Source organism: Nitrosomonas halophila, from assembly GCF_900107165.1.
GTDB classification, from domain to species: domain Bacteria; phylum Pseudomonadota; class Gammaproteobacteria; order Burkholderiales; family Nitrosomonadaceae; genus Nitrosomonas; species Nitrosomonas halophila.
Map to the genome: position 1 here is coordinate 18,354 of NZ_FNOY01000014.1, position 16,592 is coordinate 34,945.

The following is a 16,592-nucleotide window of genomic DNA, read 5'->3' on the forward strand; positions in this document are numbered from 1 at the left end:
ATTCTACCCCCCGCAAACAATGCTTGTTTTGATAGCCTGTTCTGCGCATGACATCTGGCAACAACGCCATAGAATCAGGAAAAGTACCAGATAAACCATTCAGCATAATAACAAACAAGGATGCGAACATGACTTTATTCGATGCCACCAGCCGCGTAGCGCTGAGCGCCTATTTGCACGACCTGGGCAAGCTTGCGGAACGCGCCAACATCGATCATGCCGGCCGACTCGATGCGCACAAAAACCTCTATTGCCCCTGGCAGGACAATGGCCGCTACCATAGCCATGTCCATGCCGCCTATACCGGCATCGCCTGGGATGAACTGGAAGCAACCGGGCATTTTCCTGACCTCAGAGGAACATGCCCGCCATTTGTATCGATCGAGACGGATGCCAATCTGCCTGACTCGGTTGTCAATGCCGCATCAGCACATCACAAGCCTGACACCTTCCTGCAATGGGTCGTGGCGACCGCCGATCGCGTCGCCTCCGGCTTTGAGCGCGATGAATTCGACCGCACCTACAACCATCAAAAGGAACGTGACAATCATTACCGCGCACGCCTGCTGACCCTGTTCGAGCAAATCGGCAAAGGCGAGATCGCAGAAGGCGAACTCAACTGGCGCTACCCGCTGAAAACACTCTCGCCCGAATCATTGTTTCCAGGCATCGGCTGCACACCCACTGACAATGCGGCCGCCCGCGCGGAATACCACCAGCTATGGAATACGCTGCTGGCAGGATTGAAGCAGATCCCCCGATCGCACCGCGACAATCTGCCGCTGTGGCTCGACCATTTCGACGCGCTATGGCTGACCGTCTGTCATGCGATTCCGGCGGCGACAGCCTTTGGCGTCAAACCGGAAGTCTCGCTGTACGACCATTCCAAGACCACTGCCGCACTCGCCGCTGCACTCTGGCGCTGGCATCACGAGCAAGACAAGCAAACCGTCGCAGACCTCAGAAACGGCTGGGATGAGGAAAAATTCCTGCTCATCCAGGGTGATTTTTTCGGTATCCAGCATTTTATTTTCGCTGAAGGCGGCCAAACCAACAAACATGCGCACAAGCTGTTACGCGGCCGCTCATTCCAGGTCAGCCTGCTGGCAGAATGTGCCGCACTCACGCTGCTGGACAATTTATCACTGCCACCCACCAGCCAGATCATCAATGCAGCCGGCAAATTTCTGATTGTCGCACCCAACACCGCCCAAACACGCGCAGCAGTCAAGCATGCCGAGCACATATTTAACGATTGGTGCCTGCGGCAGACCTACGGCGAAATCGGCATCGGATTGGCGGCCACACCCGCCAGTTGCAATCATTTCGTGCAGAAGCGCTTCAACGATCTGATCAAGAATCTGTTCAAGGCACTGGATGTTGCCAAACACCGGCGCTTCAATCTTTGCGATGCGCACAGCCCCGCAATCTTTGACGATTTTCTGCAGCGATTCAACAACGAGCTGGGCGCTTGCAAAATCAACGGCCGCTATCCTGCCGAATCGGATTTACCCGGCTACCCCATCAGCCCCCTGGCCGAAGATCAAATCGCAATCGGCAAAGCGCTCACCCAACGCGCCAGAGTGCTGATCAGCCGCGATACCGATAGCCTGAAATCGAAATCATTATCACTGGATTATTTCGGGTGGCACATTGCCTTTGTCCGTGACCCGGATGAATCCGGACACTATGGCCAACTGGCCAGGGAACGCAAACTGATCCGCTGCTGGGATTTCCACCGGCCCGACGCAAACGGCCAGGTCTTTCATGGTCTGGCAAGACGGTTCGTCAACACCTATGTACCGATCTTCGATCAAATCGATGCAGCCACTGCGGACAAATATGGCCATTGGCAAAGCGAAGCAGACTTCGATGCCGAGCATCCCATCAGAACCCTGCATCACCTGGCCTGCGAAGACCGGCAGCTGGCGGAAAACGGACAATGGCGCGGCGAAATCGCGCTGGCCACACTCAAGGGTGATATTGACAATCTTGGCGCGCTTTTTGAGCAAGGCCTGGAAACTCCCACCTTCGCCAAATGGGCATCATTGTCCCGCCAGATCCATCTGTTTTTCACCTTATGGCTGCCATGGTTCTGCGCGCATGACAAGGATGACAAGGGCATCGGCCGTTATTGCAACACCTATACCGTCTTTGCCGGTGGAGATGATTTCTTTCTGATCGGCCCATGGCACGCCACCATTGAGCTGGCCGGGGAGATGCAACAACACTTCAAGCGCTACGTCGCCAACTCAGGCATTACCTTCTCGGCGGGAATAAGCATGACTCAACCCAAAGTGCCGGCCCGGCATTTGGCGCGGTCTGCAGAAAGGGCACTGGAGCAATCCAAGGCACGCCAAAACGAAGCAGGCATACCGCTCAAGGATGCCATCACGCTGTGGGACCAGACTGTGGGCTGGCAAGAATGGCACACACTCCTGACCGAACGGGCCGGCAAACTGGCACAACTGCTGGCTGAGGCAGAACAGCATGGCGCCAAACTTTCTACCGGCTATCTCTACGACTTGCTGCAACTGACCGGCAAAGCCGAGCGGGCCAGACTGGGCAGAAACCCGGAAGACAGTCTATGGCGCTCGCAACTTGTTTACCGCACCACCCGATTCATCGGCGACCGGCTGAGAAGCAGCGGCCAGGCAGATGCGAGCACTCTACGCAGGCCCCTGCAGGAAGCGATCAACAAGGAATTCACCCTGGCGCTGGCTGAACATGGCGGCGCTTACCGGCTGCCGCTCTCCATCCTGCTCTATACCAGGCGCGAATAACAGCAAGCTTGCCATGCAACCGACAAACCCACCTCATCCAATAAAATGATCACTCGATAGGGGAAACAACTGATGATAAAACAATCTGGAAACCAATCACCAAAAGAAGAGCCCGCACACAGAAAAGTCAGCCCGGCCATTCGCGAGGCAGCGGCCAAGCTCGCTCTTTCCCATGATCCGGTGCCCGCCGATTTGTTCGATGCCACTGCCTCTGCAATCGCCGCAGAGCTGGCCAATACCAAGGATAAATTCAACCGGCCCAATCAAATCCGCCGTTTTTACGATGAGCTGGTGACCTGGCAACAGCGCATCAAGGACGACGAGGATGCATTCAAAAAGCATGAGGCTTTCATCCGCATGATGAATGCCAAAGTCGCCTACGCAAAAGGAAGAGATTTGGTGGATGCCAATTTCGAACACTGGTTCGGAGCAGGCATCAAAGCCACCACCAGCGCCAGGGCGCTCAAGCATTTCCAGCTGCATTTCGAGGCAATGCTCGGTTTTCTTAAAGGCCTGCGCGGCTAAACACAATTGAAAAGGATAAACAAATGCAATTGACCCAAATCCAGCAAATTACCGGCACCATCATTCTCAAAACTGGCCTGCACATCGGCGGCGGCAGCGAGATGCGCATCGGCGGCATCGACAACCCTGTTATCAAGGATCCTGTTTCCGGGTTGCCCTACATTCCCGGCTCATCGCTCAAGGGCAAGATGCGCAGCCTGCTCGAATGGCAGCTGGGTTTAGTTGGTGTCGCGCAGGGCAAGCCGCTCTCGTTTCAGCATTTGAAAGATTTGAAGCCGGACGAGACCCTTCAAGCGCGTGACTTGCTGAAACTGTTTGGCGGCGCCCCGGGCGGGGAAACCGAGGCCATTGCGAATGAAATCGGACCCAGCCGGTTGGCATTCTGGGATTGCCCCTTGAACAGCCAATGGCAGCAGGACGAGCTGGGCGAGCATGCCAAGGCGACCGAAGCCAAAACGGAAAACAGCATCGACCGCATCAAGGGTGTGGCGGCCAACGGCGCAATTCGTCAGACCGAGCGCGTGGTGGCAAGCGCGCAGTTTGATTTCCGGCTAAGCCTGAAAGTGCATGATGACGAAGACCTGCTGGATATGGTTCTGATTGGCCTCAAACTGCTTGAGCTCGACAGTCTCGGCGGTTCCGGCTCACGCGGTTACGGCAAGATCAAATTCCTCGATATGCAAATGACGGGGAACGATTCATTACAAATGCGCTTCGATCAGATCCAGCCCTTCTCCAACATGCATGGAGCTGCCTGACATGACGCTTGCTCTTTATCGCGCCCGGTTGCAGTTGCATACCGCCCTGGGCACGCCGCTGGCAGGCGACACACTGTTCGGCCAGTGCTGCTGGGCAGCGCGCGAACAATGGGGAGAAACTGAATTGCAGCGGCTGCTGGATGGCTATACGGACGGCCACCCCTGGTTGGTCGTCTCCGATGGCCTGCCGGAAGGGTATTTGCCCAAACCGACCCTGCCCCAGTCATTCGAGCCGGCAGCCGGCTCCGCCACCGGGCCAATCGACGCTGCCACACGCAAAGCCAACAAAACCAAGCGCTGGATACCGCTGACGGCCACAGGCAAACCGCTCAAGACCATGTTGAAAGCAGCCCAGTCAGACAAGGAGGCCTACGCAAACCGGCCGCCCATCGAGTCCATCCAACCGCATAACACACTGAATCGTCTGACAGGCACGACAGGTGCCGATGTGTTTGCACCCTATACGCAACGCCAGACCTTTTTCGCAAGCGGCCAGGCCATCGACCTGTATCTGGTACTGGATGAATCCCGGTTGGCTGTCGAAAAATTGCGGATCCTGCTCGAGGCCATCGGCATGCATGGCCATGGCCGTGACGCCAGCAGTGGATTGGGAAAATTCGGCGTTGGCGCAATTTCACCGCATCGCTTCGAGGTCATGGCCCCCGCAAAGCAAACGCCCAGCTTCTGGACCCTGGCACCCTGCGCGCCCCAGGGCCTGGGGTTTGACGGGAACAACAGTTATTGGCGCATCATCACCCGCTTTGGCAGGCATGGCAACCGCCATGCGCTGGCCGCCAATCCTTTCAAGAATCCCGTACTGCTGGCCGCCACCGGCGCTGTTTTTACAGCGGACAAGCCTGCCGGCACGCTATTTATCGGACAAGGCCTAGGCAGCAATGGGCAGCTTTCTAACAGCGAGCCGGCCACTGTGCAGCAAGGCTATGCGCCCGTAGTCAACATACATATGGATGATTGATAAATATGCAAAATACCGATTACCGCCCGATCACCCTGACCCCTCTCTCACCCATCCATATCGGCTGTGATGAGGATTATGTCCCCACCAATTTCGTGATCCAGGACAACCTGCTGCACTACCTGGACATGACCATGCTGGCCGATCTGCTGGAAGACGACGAACGCCGCAAACTGGGTGAGAGCCAAACCATTGGCGCGATCCAGTATTTCTTCAAATCGCGGCGGGATCGCTTCGCGCCGCTTGCCCATCATATCGTCGGCATCGCCAGCGATATCGCACAGGAATACGAAACCAAAGCGGGCCGGCCCGTGCAAAGCCTTACAAACAGCAATCATACCTACAACCTGTTTCCGATCTCGCGCACCTCATACCGCAGTCTTGACCTGTCCCCCTACCTGCCAGGCAGTTCGCTCAAAGGCAGCATACGGACAGCCTGGCTGAATACGATCAATCAAGGCAGACCCTTGTCAGACGCCAAGGAAAACAATCAGGCTCTTCAGCAGAGGCTGCTGGGTTACAGTGCAGGCCAATTCGAGAACGATCCGCTGCGCCACCTGCACGTTGCGGACGCCCATCATGAAGAGGATCCTGCGCCCACCCATATTCTGTATGCAGTCAGCAAGAAAAAACGGCCAAGCGAACATGGCACACCCGAGCTGAAGGTTTTCCTGGAGACCATTCCGGGCTTGTTGAGCGACGCCTTCAGCGGAGAAATCCGCATTTGTCCGGACAACAAAGATGGCGCAAGCAACCTGACATGGCAACACCTTTGCGATGTCTGCAACGCTTTCTACTGGCCCCAGCTGGAAGCCGAACTCGATCACACGCATTTAGCCAAAATGCTCGATCCAGCTTGGCGGCAGGTGATCCAGGACCTGCTCCGTGAAGAACTGGCCGAATTGCGTGCAAAACAGCAAGGTTTTCTGCTGCGTGTCGGCAAGCATTCCGGCGCGGAATCCGTCACACTCGACGTTGTGCGCGATATTAAAATTCTGGGTAAAAAAGGTGCCCCACCCAGTTACCGCAAGGAAACCACCAAGGAAACCACCGAGAAACGTTTCGCCAGCGAACGTAAGGATGCCGCCAACAACCTGCTGCCATTCGGCTGGCTATGGGTCGAATCCTGTCAGGATGCCTATCAGTATCTTTCCATTGCCATGCGCGACAGGCTCCGGCCCCATACGCTGGTTTTGCGCGAGGCGCAGCAGAATCGCCTTGAGCAAATCGAGCAGGCGCGAAAACAACGGGATGCGGCCAGACAGGCTGCCGAGCAGAAACGCCTGCAAGCCGAGCAAACCGCCCGGCTAGAAGCAGCCGCCGCACAGGCCAAAGCTGCGGAACTCGCCAAGCTCAGTGAAAATATGCGCCAGATCGTGCAGTTGCGCGATGCAATCGACAAACGCCTGGTCATCGGCCAGAAAATACCGGTAAGCGATCATTTCTTCGGCGGCCATATCATGGCCCTGGTGCAACAGGCGTTGGCCAGCCAGGACTGGAGTTCGGAGGAAAGAAACGCACTGGCTGCCATGCTCGAAGAACGGGCGAGCAAACTGATCAATCTCGACGCCAAGGACTTCCGCAAAAAGCTCAAACTGGCAGCTCTGCGAGGTCAGGCATAAATGTTCACCACTTACCCCCTCGCACGTTACCGTTTCGAATTCGAAGTGACTCGCCCAGTGCGGTTGCCGGAATTCGCCGGCTCGACCCTGCGCGGCGTCTTCGGCCGGGCGCTGAGGCAACTGGCATGCGTCACCCGTGCCCCGAACTGCCAAGGATGCCTGCTGCAGCGAAACTGCCCCTATCCCGCCGTCTTCGAGCCTCCCAAACCGGAAGCCGCTTCATTGAAAAACATTGCCACAGTGCCGGTTCCCTATCTCATTGAGCCGCCTGAATGGGGAATCAAGCACTATGCACCAGGAGAAATACTGACTTTTGGCTTCACGCTGATCGGCCATGCCCAGCAACATTTACCGCTTTGCATCATGGCATGGCAGCGGGCTTTCGCGCGCGGCGTTGGCGCGGGCCGTGGCACGGCGGAACTGCTGGGCGTAAACCTTCTCTCTCAACAAGACAGCGGCCAGGAAACCGAAATGCCGGTTTACCAGCCCGGCCAAAGCCTGATCGAGCACCCGCAATACACTACCCTGCCCCCACAGGCACCGCTCACACGAATTACCCTGCAGTTCGTGACACCGCTCAGGCTGCAACAAAATGGCCACGCGCTGCCACCTGCCAGACTCAACGCCCATATCCTGCTCATGGCGTTAGTCAGACGCATCAGCCTGCTGGCTGAAATGCATGCCGGCAAAGCACGCTATAATGCCGCAGAATTTACCGCCATGGCAACGGCAACCAGCCAGATTAGCGGCCAACACCAGATGAGCTGGCGCGACTGGACACGGCATTCTTCGCGCCAGCAGCGCATCATGCGGTTGGGTGGCTGCGTGGGCGCCTGGCAATTAAGCGGTAATCTGGTACCATTTCAGGAAGCGCTGCATCTCGGAGCATGGCTGCATGTCGGCAAGGAAGCCTGTTTTGGTCTTGGTAAGTATCGCATTCTGGCAAATAGCGAAACATAACTATGCTTCAAGCAGCCATTTCCACGAACGCCCATTGCAACAAACTGATTAGCAAGGATAAAATTGCCACGATGAGTTGAACTACTGCCCTGATTTAAAAGGGATTGAGACAATGAGTGCGACGCCGTAATGATTGGTTGAGACGGTTGAACTACTGCCCTGATTTAAAAGGGATTGAGACGGATCTGCTCTTTGCCTTCTTCTTGTGCCTTGTGTTGAACTACTGCCCTGATTTAAAAGGGATTGAGACAGCATCCCGAGAGACAATGAGTTGGAAATATAAAGGTTGAACTACTGCCCTGATTTAAAAGGGATTGAGACCTAAATTGTGCCTGGGCTTCGTCCAGCTGTTGGTTGAACTACTGCCCTGATTTAAAAGGGATTGAGACGCCTCGAATTGGTTGGTGCCGTCCGGATCCGGCGTTGAACTACTGCCCTGATTTAAAAGGGATTGAGACGCAGCGGTTTTATCCCGCTCGCAATCGAGGACCGTTGAACTACTGCCCTGATTTAAAAGGGATTGAGACGCGCTGGCTCAGGGTAATTGAATCCGCTTGCCACGTTGAACTACTGCCCTGATTTAAAAGGGACTAAAATTCCGTCATCAGAATCGGTCAGAGCCATTGATGGCGGTATTGCTCTGACTAAGGGCTCATTAATAACGAGCCCTTAGAAATGGGTGGTTATCCAAGAACGGATAGCCGGCAATTGGCAAGCTTGTCAGCCAGCAGACTGCGCCAGTATTTCTCTATACTCCCCTACTCTGCAGACAGGCGCATGGCGCCAACCAAATGGGTTGCCTCGCAAAGACGGCTGTCTGACTGTTACCCCCCCATCCTGCCCAGAAGGGATTGGGCTCTCAAAACCGGTCGCTTTTATTTCCATTTTTCAAACTATGAGAAAGAAACAGCAAAGGGATCCCGTATTGACAGCCATTAAATGGCTCTTCTTTCTGTGGCTCGTGATGCGCGTGACTACTGTTATCTTGATAATTATAGTATTGGGCAGAATTTATTTTGGTTGGCGCGCCATATTTCGGTAACTGTAACTGCTGATCTGGTCCTGGCAGTCAAAACCAATATTTCTCTTGTAATTTCTTGGAGCAGGCATGCTGTGTCTGTATCTGATTTTTATCCGCTTGCCAGTGATGATAGTGACGGCCTGCATTTGCCTCGCCCTGATTTACCATTGGTTATCAAGGCATTTCCTGGCAAAAAAAAACGGCCGGACGGCTATCCGATGAGAGCGCACACCCGGCAAAATTGACAAGCTTGCCAGTCAACAGATAGCGCCAGCGTTTCTCTATACTTCCTTTCCATGCAGGCAGACAGCACCCAGCCACGCGAGAGCAACACAGAAGCAATTGCGCTGCTTACTTATTGCATGACTGGACTGATTGAAAAATGGGAGAGGAACGAAAGGGCGGACAGCAACCCGGCTTTCTTCCGCGCAACAGGTTCATAACGCAATAGCTGAACAAACCGAAATCGCTAAAGCACGCATCCTGGTCAGAATGGTTTGAAGGTCCGACTACAGCTATTGCAGCCAAATTTACGGAGAAAATTTTATGTTGCTTCTAGTATTGCTTGTTGTTGTGGGTGTTTATGGTTTCATCTTCGGGTTCGACTCTGATGACGAGTAGTATCACGGGCCGGATCATGCCCCGGAGCTGATACCGGGCTGCCTTCTGAATGTTCGATATCATCAAGGCTGCCCGCAAAGAGCCGTATGAAGCAGTGTCTTGGCTTGCACGAAGCGGCTAGGAGGCTGTCCGAGAATAGCGATCGTAGCGAGGGCGAAGCTGGCTGAGCGGGATTTTTAGATCATTTGAGGCGAATAGTTGTTCTATTCAACGAAAAGGATCGAAAAATCCAGCCTGGCAGGTTCGTCCACAGTAGATCAGTCTATTTTCGGACAGCCTCCTAAATGATCCTGTGGCAGGCAACATACCAGGCTATTGGCAAACTTGCCGGAAAAACCGCAAGCAATAAGATTCTGCTGCTGTAGCAGAAACCCGGTCAATTCATTCGAGCATATCGCCCATGAGTGCACGTACGGTGTATTTGATTTGTTATGACATATGCTGCCCGCGCCGGCTAAGAAAGGTGCATCGGTTCCTGCTCGGTTATAAAACCGGTGGTCAGAAATCATTTTATGAATGCTGGCTGACTCGGCAGGAATTACAGGCCGTGAGGGCGCATCTGGCTGAATTAATCGATGAGACAGAAGACCGCGTACATATCTTTCAACTCGATCCGCGCATGAAGCCAGACTGCTTTGGCATCGCAGAGACCATGGCGGTAAACGCACCATTTATTGTGATATAGGAGATCCCCATGACCAGCCTTTATGTTGACAGACGCGGTGTCGAACTCGAACTTGATGGCGATGCGCTGGTTTTTCGCGAACAGGGCACCCGGACCGGAACTGTACCCATTGCACCGCTTTCCCGGGTATTTCTGAGGGGAGATGTGCGCTTGCAGACCAGTGTGCTGGGCAAGCTGGGCGAACGCGGGATTGGGGTCATCATTTTATCCGGGCGCAAGGCGGAACCTACCATGCTGCTGGCCAGGCCGCACAATGATGCAGCCAGGCGTGTGGCGCAGTATCGATTATCGGACGATGCGGCATTTTGTCTGGCCTTCTCGCGCTCGCTGGTGTTCGACAAGGTCAGCGCTCAGCGCGATTACGCGCAGGGCCTGCGGGAAATTGCGCTCGCACACCGGTACGAGCTGACACTGGTTTTACGCACGCTGGACCAGATTTTGCCACGCATTGCGCAAATGCCCACCATTGCAGCCCTGAGAGGCATTGAAGGTGCCGCATCGGCTGCACATTTCAAGGGAATTGCCGCCATCGCCGCACCCCGGTTGAATTTCAGCCAGCGCAACCGCCGGCCGCCCCGCGATCCACTGAATGCAGTGCTCTCGCTGGGCTATACCTTGCTGCACACAGAAGCTGTCCTGGCACTCCATGGCGCGGGACTCGATCCTTTTATCGGTTTTTATCACCAGCTTGATTTTGGCCGCGAGTCATTGGCCTGCGACCTTGTGGAGCCCATCAGGATCGAGGTGGATAGCTTTGCATTGCAACTCTTCCGCAAGGAAATATTAAAGCCGGAGTTTTTTACGACCTCCGAGAAAGGGTGTTTTATGGGCAAAAATGGGCGTGTGGCATTCTATACCGAATGGGAACGCCAGGCGGAACGCCTCCGAAAAATACTGACAGCGCATATCACCAAACTGACGGAGAGGCTGACGCCCGCGCCATCCGGCATAACCCGCGACAACGGAGATATCTGAGCATGCTGTACTGGGTCATTGGCTACGACATCACCGATTCCATTCGCTTACAGCGGGTTCACCGCGCTGTGCGCCGCCATGCCATCCCGCTGGAGCTGAGTGTATTCCTGCTCACAGGCAGCGCAGCCGACAAGCAGCGCTGCATGCAAGAGATCAGCGCACTGATCGACCCGCGGCAGGATGACCTGCGCTGCTATCCTCTGCCCGCCCGTGGCCTCCAGGAACGCATCGGCAAAGCGACTTTACCTGCCGGCATACACTGGAGCGGGTTGCCAGCCGGGCAAAACAATCTGTGATCGCCTGAGAGTGCCTTTCCATATGCATCACAACAATATTATTGGAGAAAATATGAAATTCGATAGTCATCTCTGCTTGGTCTCCGCACAAGCGGCACCCAATCTCACGCCCGCGCTCGACCCGGCTTTTCGGCCCGCCAGTATCACACTGGCTGTCAGTACCGATATGCAGGAAAAGGCACGCTGGCTGGAAAGCGTACTCAAAGAACAAGGGGTGAAGGTGGAAAAACTGGATATCCAGAATCCATATGACTACTTCGAGTGCTGGGATAATTTTGCTGAATGGCTCGGTAACCAAACCAATGAAGCCGCCTTGAATGTGACCGGCGGCACCAAGGTCATGGCAATGGTCGCACAAGATGTTTTTCACGAAGAAAAGAAACCGGTTTTTTACGTCAATATCGAAAATGATGAAGTGATTCGTCTCGATAAACGGGGGGCGGGCTTTATATTGTCGAGCAAGATCAAGCTCAAGCACTATCTTGAAGCGCATGGTTACACCGTTTCACAATTATGCAAACCCGATATCAAGGGGAATATCCGCGATCTCGTTGACCGCCTTGCCTATGAAAGTGAACGGCTTGGCAGGGCATTGGGCAAGCTGAACTGGCTGGCCAGTCAGGCTGAAGAAGACAGCCGGACCGGCACTTTCGTCACACCTGCACTGGATAGATATGACCAGGATAGCAAGGCATTTGACAGTCTGATTTCGATGTTCAAGGAAGAAAACATGCTCTCATTGGAAAAGAACAGGCTCGTGTTTCCTGATGATGCTGCGCGGCGATTCGTGAATGGAGGGTGGCTGGAATATCTATTCGCTCAATCGATCGCCAGCATCGCCCCCGCCGCTGACATCGTCGACTGGGGAATGAACATTGACGTATGCGCGCCCAATGGCAGCACCCGCAATGAACTCGATATTGCCTGCCTGGTAAAAAATACCCTGCATATTATCGAATGCAAATCCGCCAATCTGGCCGCCGATGGCAGAACCGGCGACAGCAGTGGCACAGATGCCATTTACAAGCTGGATGCCCTGCGCAGAATGGGTGGATTGCGCACCAAGGCGATGCTGGTCGATTTCCGCGGCAGTCTGAGCGAAAGCGATAAAAAAAGAGCGCGTCAAATGAATCTCGATATTCTCTCGGGCGCGCAGCTCCGGGATCTGAAAGGTGCATTGAAAACATGGTTAAAATGATGGCAACACCAGTACATTACCCGCGCCGCATTCTTCTGATCGTAACTGGCCTGACACCCCAGGTGGTCACTGAAACGCTGTATGCGCTTGCGGTCCAGGCGCAGGAAAAATTCATCCCGACCGAGATTCACGTCATCTCCACCGGGGAAGGCGTGGAACGCGCGCGACTTTCCCTGCTCGATCCCGCTACCGGTTTTTTCTTTGCATTGTGCAAGGATTACGGTTTACAGGGCATACATTTTACGCCCGAGAATCTGCATATTATCGAGGACGCTGCGGGCAGGCCGCTCTCAGATATCCGCACACCGGAGGATAACTTGCGTGCGGCCGATTTCATCATGCATTTTGTGCGCAATTTCTGCAGTGATGCGTCTTCCATGGTACATGTCTCCATCGCAGGCGGACGAAAGAGCATGGGATTTTTTGCCGGCTACGCGCTTTCCTTGTTTGGCAGATCCCAGGATCGTCTATCCCATGTACTGGTTAACGACCCTTTCGAATCCCTGCCCGATTTTTATTTTCCACCTCTCCAGGGAAAAGTGCTGTATTCGCGTCATAACAACAAACCCGTGCATACCACTGCCGCGCGCATCATGCTGGCCGATATTCCTTTTGTCAGGCTGCGTAACGGCATGCCGAGCAAATTGCAGGACAGGCAAATATCTTTTCATGAAACTGTTGAAGAAGTGCAGTCCAGTCTTCATTTTGTTTCGCTTTCGTTCGATTTACCCAATCAATCGGTTTGTTGCGGCGGAAAATCATTCAAGCTTCCTCCCTTGCTGCTGGCTTTTTATCTCTGGCTCGCACGCAGGCATGTCGCGGCATCCGGTCAAGGCGCCATTCATTGGCAGGAAGCCGATCCGCAAGAATTTCTGACGGTCTATACCGAAGTTGTCGGCCCCATGTCTGGATCCCTGGACAGAGTCAGGCAAGTGCTGAGCAACGGATTTGACAGACAGTACCTAGAGGAAAAAAAGGCCAAAATCAACCATAGGCTAGAAAAGGAATTGCCTCTGGAAGCAAGCTTCTATCAAATTGCGACATTTGGCGATAAACCCTTTACAAAATATGGCTTGCGGCTATCGCCGGACAAGATTGCACTCTGATCATCTCCAGGCACAGCTTGGACAAACTGTGTTCATCGGATTTTATGGTGCGCAAGCACACCTGTGCTCAGAATCCGTGCCAGGAGAGCATGCAAACTACGGATAACGGTTTGGGGAGGCAGCAATCTAGCTCGGGTTGACAAGCAGCCGTGACAATCGATTCATAGCCCTGGGCTCACGATGGCTGCTGTCATTCCGGAGCGTGCGAACAGAAGTACATAGTGCGGCCCGTAGTGACTGATCATGCGGCTGGCGGTCAGGCCGGCCGCGCTTGCCATGGCCTGCAGGGTAGTCAGGGTTTCAGGGTAATCATGCGCATGGACATGCGTGCAGGCTTCTTCCAGCTGGCCTGCCGGTATCTCGATCCAGTTCTCACGCATCGATCGCAAGTAATCCCGCAGATAATTTTCCCTGCTTTGCTGTTCTTCCCGCACGACATCCACCATTATCAGCCAGCCATTTTCTGACAGGCAGCGTGCGGCCGCCCCGAAAAACCGCGCTTTTTCCTCTGGCATGAGATGATGCACGGCAAAACCGGTAAAAATCACATCCCAGGTTTTATCGGCTGCCTCGATTGCGTCCAGCAGATCGCCCTGGGTCAATGCCACGGTAGTCTTGCATGCGGCCAGGTAGTGGCTGGCCTCGGCCAGCGCGGCTTCGGATAAATCAATCCCCTGATACGAGGCAGGGGGAAATTGTTTCAGACAGGAGGCAAGATAGCGGGCATTGCCACAACCCAAATCCAGCAGGCGGTATCGCCCGTGGTCCTGGCGCAGTCCTAGGAGTCTACCCACATCCTGATAAATCTCTTGATGGAACATGTAATTATGTTCCGTGATCAGGTCATACAATGACCAGGTCTGTGCGAATAGCGTGGATGATTCGGTGGTTGTCATGGGAATTGATGGTGAAGAAACTGATAATACATTTGCGCCATGGCAAATGATCAACTGCTGGCTGCATGCATGCTTTCGGTGCCTCACGCTTTCTCCAGCAAAATGTGCAGCGCCCCCTTGCACGAAAAAATATGCGTTCGGGTATTTTCGGGCTATCGCCATGCATGTATTGCTATATGATGTGAGCTGATCAGTCAAGTATTTTTGATCACTTTATTTGCTGCAGCCCGGCTAGTGCTGCAGCTCGCTGTGCGGGTGAAGCAGGCAGGACAACCCGCAGCGAACACCGCGGCAAGCCAACCGGCACGCGAAGTGAAGAGCGGCATAATCACTGCGGCCACCCGAACTCAAGTGGCATACCGATCTTCCTTCCGGCATATTGTGCGATATGATTCTGGAGAAAGGAGAAGCCTGATGAAGCGCCAACTTGTTGTGCCCAGACCCCTCTTGGGCCTGGCCATTCTGATTACGTTCTCATTCCATAGCCATTCGTTGTGGGCAGAAAAGGCGCAGTGCGCCGATGTTTGGGATCGAGGTCATCTCAATGTGGTTACCATTAACCTGGCATTCTTTGAGATAGCGCGGCGGGATGAGCGCCTGGAGCGCATTGCTGATTTTGCTGACGCCAAAGCGCAGAGCGGGGAGCCGATTGATATCTTCCTAGTTCAGGAAGGCACAGCCGGCAAGCTGGTGGGCACCGGCGGCAGTCCGAAAGACCTGCGAGACAAGCTGCAAACACGCGGGTTGCTTTACGATCAGCGCACGGCAATGAGCACCGGTGTCCCCGGCATTTTGACCGTCGGCAATGCCATATTAAGTCGCTGCGAAATTGATTTCAGTGCTTCCAAGTTGTTGCCCGCCACATTCGAGCAAATTGAGATCGAGGACGTTGGACGCCTGGCCATGCCCATCACCCGGAACGTGATGATGGTGCGTCTGAAAATTCCTGGCGCCTCCCGGGATTACCGCAGAATCAATATCTACAATACCCATCTGTGCACCGGCGGCAGCAGCAGTATTGTTTACGAGGGTATCAATATCAGTGCCAGTGGCTGCAGTGTCGATCAACGCCAGCACCAGCTGGCGAGCCTGTTGAAATTTGTCACGGCGGCGGAACGCGTCTTCTCCTTCTTTGGCGTGAAACCGCATATTTTGGGCGGAGATTTCAACATGGACAATTTCAGGGGTGGCGAGCCGGGACAATTCGGCAACGAGAAGCCGCTCTATGACAGCGTGACCGGCGCGGGTTTTATCGATGCCTATGCCCAATCTCAAATGGATAAAGACATTCCGCTGCAGGCGCTTTGCGTCCGAACCGCGGATCTGTTTGCACCCTTGCCAGATCATCCCGATCTCTATCAGGCATGGGAACCGGATGAGCACTGCACGACTGGCGTATCTTTCCTGGACCAGAGTGGGCCTTTCCCGGAGTTTTTTGACAGCACGCCAAGACGCATCGACTATGTTTTCACAAAGGGCTTCGGTGTGGAACAGGGTGAAGTCATCTTCAATCCCAATGCCAGCCCACCCAGACCGCACGAACCCATAGTATCCGACCATGCCGGTGTCAGCGTCAGGCTATCGCTTCAGTAGCGTGCATCCATCGCTCCGATGCCGCAGACAAACCTGTATAGCAGGCCTTTATCGCCACGTTGCGGCATTGGAGCAAATTAGATCACACCCTGCTGCATGCTGAAGCAGCATTACAATCAGCCAGGAGACTGTCCGCTAATCAACGGCAAACCCTGCCTCCTTCCAGCCCTGGATACCATCCCGGTAATAAAAGATATGCCGCCAGCCCCACTCGACCGCTTTCTGGCTGGCCTTGGAACTGCCCAGGCAATGGGCGCCATTGCAATAGAAAACCAGCGCTTCATGTTTGCTGACGATAGCCTGCAAATTGCTGGCGGTGAAATCCTCGCTGTTGACAGACAAGTGCCGCGCGCCCGGAATATGTGCGCTGTGGAAGTCTTCCGGTTTGCGCACATCGATAAAGACATAACCGCGCGCCAGCAGCAGTCTGGCGGTATCGGTATCGATGGTGGTCGCGCCCACGATATGCCGGGGGGCGATGTCCTCTGCCGCCGCCGCTAAATTTGCCAACGAAACGACAACTATGGACAGGATGATCAACAGGTATTTTTGCATCGTCTCGCTCCTGATCAAAATG

15 protein-coding genes and 1 CRISPR repeat array are annotated in these 16,592 nt (G+C 54.4%); of the genes, 13 read left to right on the top strand and 2 right to left on the bottom strand.

Annotation, left to right across the window (positions count from 1 at the left end; genetic code table 11):
• The first annotated feature begins 128 nt into the window (after positions 1-128).
• The 12 genes from cas10 to csm6 all read left to right on the top strand — a co-directional run bounded on the left by cas10 (position 129) and on the right by csm6 (position 13,526).
• The gene (gene cas10, locus BLV85_RS05165) at positions 129-2,783 is read left to right on the top strand and encodes a type III-A CRISPR-associated protein Cas10/Csm1 (RefSeq protein ID WP_090412872.1); all 2,655 of its coding nucleotides are present in this window, start codon (positions 129-131) and stop codon (positions 2,781-2,783) included.
• 72 nt (positions 2,784-2,855) lie between these two features.
• On the top strand, positions 2,856-3,308 hold the full coding sequence (csm2, locus tag BLV85_RS05170; RefSeq protein WP_090412875.1) for a type III-A CRISPR-associated protein Csm2: 453 nt from the start codon (positions 2,856-2,858) through the stop codon (positions 3,306-3,308).
• 23 nt (positions 3,309-3,331) lie between these two features.
• A complete protein-coding gene (gene csm3 / locus BLV85_RS05175; RefSeq protein WP_090412879.1) occupies positions 3,332-4,066 on the top strand; it encodes a type III-A CRISPR-associated RAMP protein Csm3 in 735 nt (244 codons plus the stop codon).
• 1 nt (position 4,067) lies between these two features.
• On the top strand, positions 4,068-5,042 hold the full coding sequence (gene csm4 / locus BLV85_RS05180) for a type III-A CRISPR-associated RAMP protein Csm4 (RefSeq protein WP_090412882.1): 975 nt from the start codon (positions 4,068-4,070) through the stop codon (positions 5,040-5,042).
• Positions 5,043-5,047: 5 nt separating this feature from the next.
• Positions 5,048-6,664 (top strand): type III-A CRISPR-associated RAMP protein Csm5, encoded by a 1,617-nt coding sequence (csm5, locus tag BLV85_RS05185; RefSeq protein WP_090412885.1) that lies wholly within the window; start codon positions 5,048-5,050, stop codon positions 6,662-6,664.
• Positions 6,665-7,624 carry a CRISPR system precrRNA processing endoribonuclease RAMP protein Cas6 gene (gene cas6, locus BLV85_RS05190; protein WP_090412888.1) on the top strand — a complete coding sequence of 320 codons (960 nt, stop codon included), beginning with the start codon at positions 6,665-6,667 and terminating at the stop codon, positions 7,622-7,624.
• A 75-nt stretch (positions 7,625-7,699) separates the two neighbouring features.
• A CRISPR array of direct repeats spans positions 7,700-8,221; the repeat unit is 36 nt; unit sequence GTTGAACTACTGCCCTGATTTAAAAGGGATTGAGAC.
• Positions 8,222-8,563: 342 nt separating this feature from the next.
• A complete protein-coding gene (locus tag BLV85_RS05195) occupies positions 8,564-8,890 on the top strand; it encodes a hypothetical protein (RefSeq protein ID WP_090412891.1) in 327 nt (108 codons plus the stop codon).
• 776 nt (positions 8,891-9,666) lie between these two features.
• Positions 9,667-9,951 carry a CRISPR-associated endonuclease Cas2 gene (cas2, locus tag BLV85_RS05200; RefSeq protein WP_090412894.1) on the top strand — a complete coding sequence of 95 codons (285 nt, stop codon included), beginning with the start codon at positions 9,667-9,669 and terminating at the stop codon, positions 9,949-9,951.
• Between the two features lie 9 nt (positions 9,952-9,960).
• Entirely contained in the window at positions 9,961-10,926 is a 966-nt protein-coding gene (cas1, locus tag BLV85_RS05205; protein ID WP_090412896.1) for a CRISPR-associated endonuclease Cas1, read from the top strand.
• 2 nt (positions 10,927-10,928) lie between these two features.
• Positions 10,929-11,222, top strand: coding sequence for a CRISPR-associated endonuclease Cas2 (locus BLV85_RS05210; protein ID WP_090412900.1), 294 nt, complete (start codon positions 10,929-10,931; stop codon positions 11,220-11,222).
• Between the two features lie 52 nt (positions 11,223-11,274).
• A complete protein-coding gene (locus tag BLV85_RS05215) occupies positions 11,275-12,420 on the top strand; it encodes a Card1-like endonuclease domain-containing protein (protein ID WP_176973937.1) in 1,146 nt (381 codons plus the stop codon).
• Positions 12,408-13,526 carry a CRISPR-associated ring nuclease Csm6 gene (gene csm6, locus BLV85_RS05220; protein ID WP_090412907.1) on the top strand — a complete coding sequence of 373 codons (1,119 nt, stop codon included), beginning with the start codon at positions 12,408-12,410 and terminating at the stop codon, positions 13,524-13,526. Before BLV85_RS05215 ends, csm6 begins: the two co-directional genes overlap by 13 nt.
• Before the next feature lie 161 nt (positions 13,527-13,687).
• Here csm6 and BLV85_RS05225 read toward each other — a convergent pair whose 3' ends face one another.
• Positions 13,688-14,422, bottom strand: a complete 735-nt coding sequence (locus BLV85_RS05225; RefSeq protein ID WP_090412911.1) for a class I SAM-dependent methyltransferase — start codon at positions 14,420-14,422, stop codon at positions 13,688-13,690.
• A gap of 414 nt (positions 14,423-14,836) precedes the next feature.
• Between BLV85_RS05225 and BLV85_RS05235 the strand changes: the two genes are divergently transcribed.
• On the top strand, positions 14,837-16,015 hold the full coding sequence (locus BLV85_RS05235) for an exonuclease/endonuclease/phosphatase family protein (RefSeq protein WP_090412919.1): 1,179 nt from the start codon (positions 14,837-14,839) through the stop codon (positions 16,013-16,015).
• 135 nt (positions 16,016-16,150) lie between these two features.
• Here the strand turns inward: BLV85_RS05235 and BLV85_RS05240 are convergent, their stop codons facing one another.
• Complete coding sequence (locus BLV85_RS05240; RefSeq protein WP_090412922.1) at positions 16,151-16,570, bottom strand: rhodanese-like domain-containing protein; 420 nt, start codon at positions 16,568-16,570, stop codon at positions 16,151-16,153.
• Positions 16,571-16,592: the final 22 nt, after the last annotated feature.

Bases quoted from the DNA above. Each gene is read 5' to 3' on its own strand.
- BLV85_RS05210 (WP_090412900.1), top strand. From the start codon at position 10,929: ATGCTGTACTGGGTCATTGGCTACGACATCACCGATTCCATTCGCTTA.
- BLV85_RS05215 (WP_176973937.1), top strand. From the start codon at position 11,275: ATGAAATTCGATAGTCATCTCTGCTTGGTCTCCGCACAAGCGGCACCC.
- cas6 (WP_090412888.1), top strand. From the start codon at position 6,665: ATGTTCACCACTTACCCCCTCGCACGTTACCGTTTCGAATTCGAAGTG.
- csm3 (WP_090412879.1), top strand. From the start codon at position 3,332: ATGCAATTGACCCAAATCCAGCAAATTACCGGCACCATCATTCTCAAA.
- BLV85_RS05240 (WP_090412922.1), bottom strand. From the start codon at position 16,570: ATGCAAAAATACCTGTTGATCATCCTGTCCATAGTTGTCGTTTCGTTG.
- cas10 (WP_090412872.1), top strand. From the start codon at position 129: ATGACTTTATTCGATGCCACCAGCCGCGTAGCGCTGAGCGCCTATTTG.
- csm4 (WP_090412882.1), top strand. From the start codon at position 4,068: ATGACGCTTGCTCTTTATCGCGCCCGGTTGCAGTTGCATACCGCCCTG.
- csm5 (WP_090412885.1), top strand. From the start codon at position 5,048: ATGCAAAATACCGATTACCGCCCGATCACCCTGACCCCTCTCTCACCC.
- BLV85_RS05195 (WP_090412891.1), top strand. From the start codon at position 8,564: ATGGCTCTTCTTTCTGTGGCTCGTGATGCGCGTGACTACTGTTATCTT.
- cas2 (WP_090412894.1), top strand. From the start codon at position 9,667: ATGAGTGCACGTACGGTGTATTTGATTTGTTATGACATATGCTGCCCG.
- csm2 (WP_090412875.1), top strand. From the start codon at position 2,856: ATGATAAAACAATCTGGAAACCAATCACCAAAAGAAGAGCCCGCACAC.
- BLV85_RS05225 (WP_090412911.1), bottom strand. From the start codon at position 14,422: ATGACAACCACCGAATCATCCACGCTATTCGCACAGACCTGGTCATTG.
- BLV85_RS05235 (WP_090412919.1), top strand. From the start codon at position 14,837: ATGAAGCGCCAACTTGTTGTGCCCAGACCCCTCTTGGGCCTGGCCATT.
- cas1 (WP_090412896.1), top strand. From the start codon at position 9,961: ATGACCAGCCTTTATGTTGACAGACGCGGTGTCGAACTCGAACTTGAT.
- csm6 (WP_090412907.1), top strand. From the start codon at position 12,408: ATGGTTAAAATGATGGCAACACCAGTACATTACCCGCGCCGCATTCTT.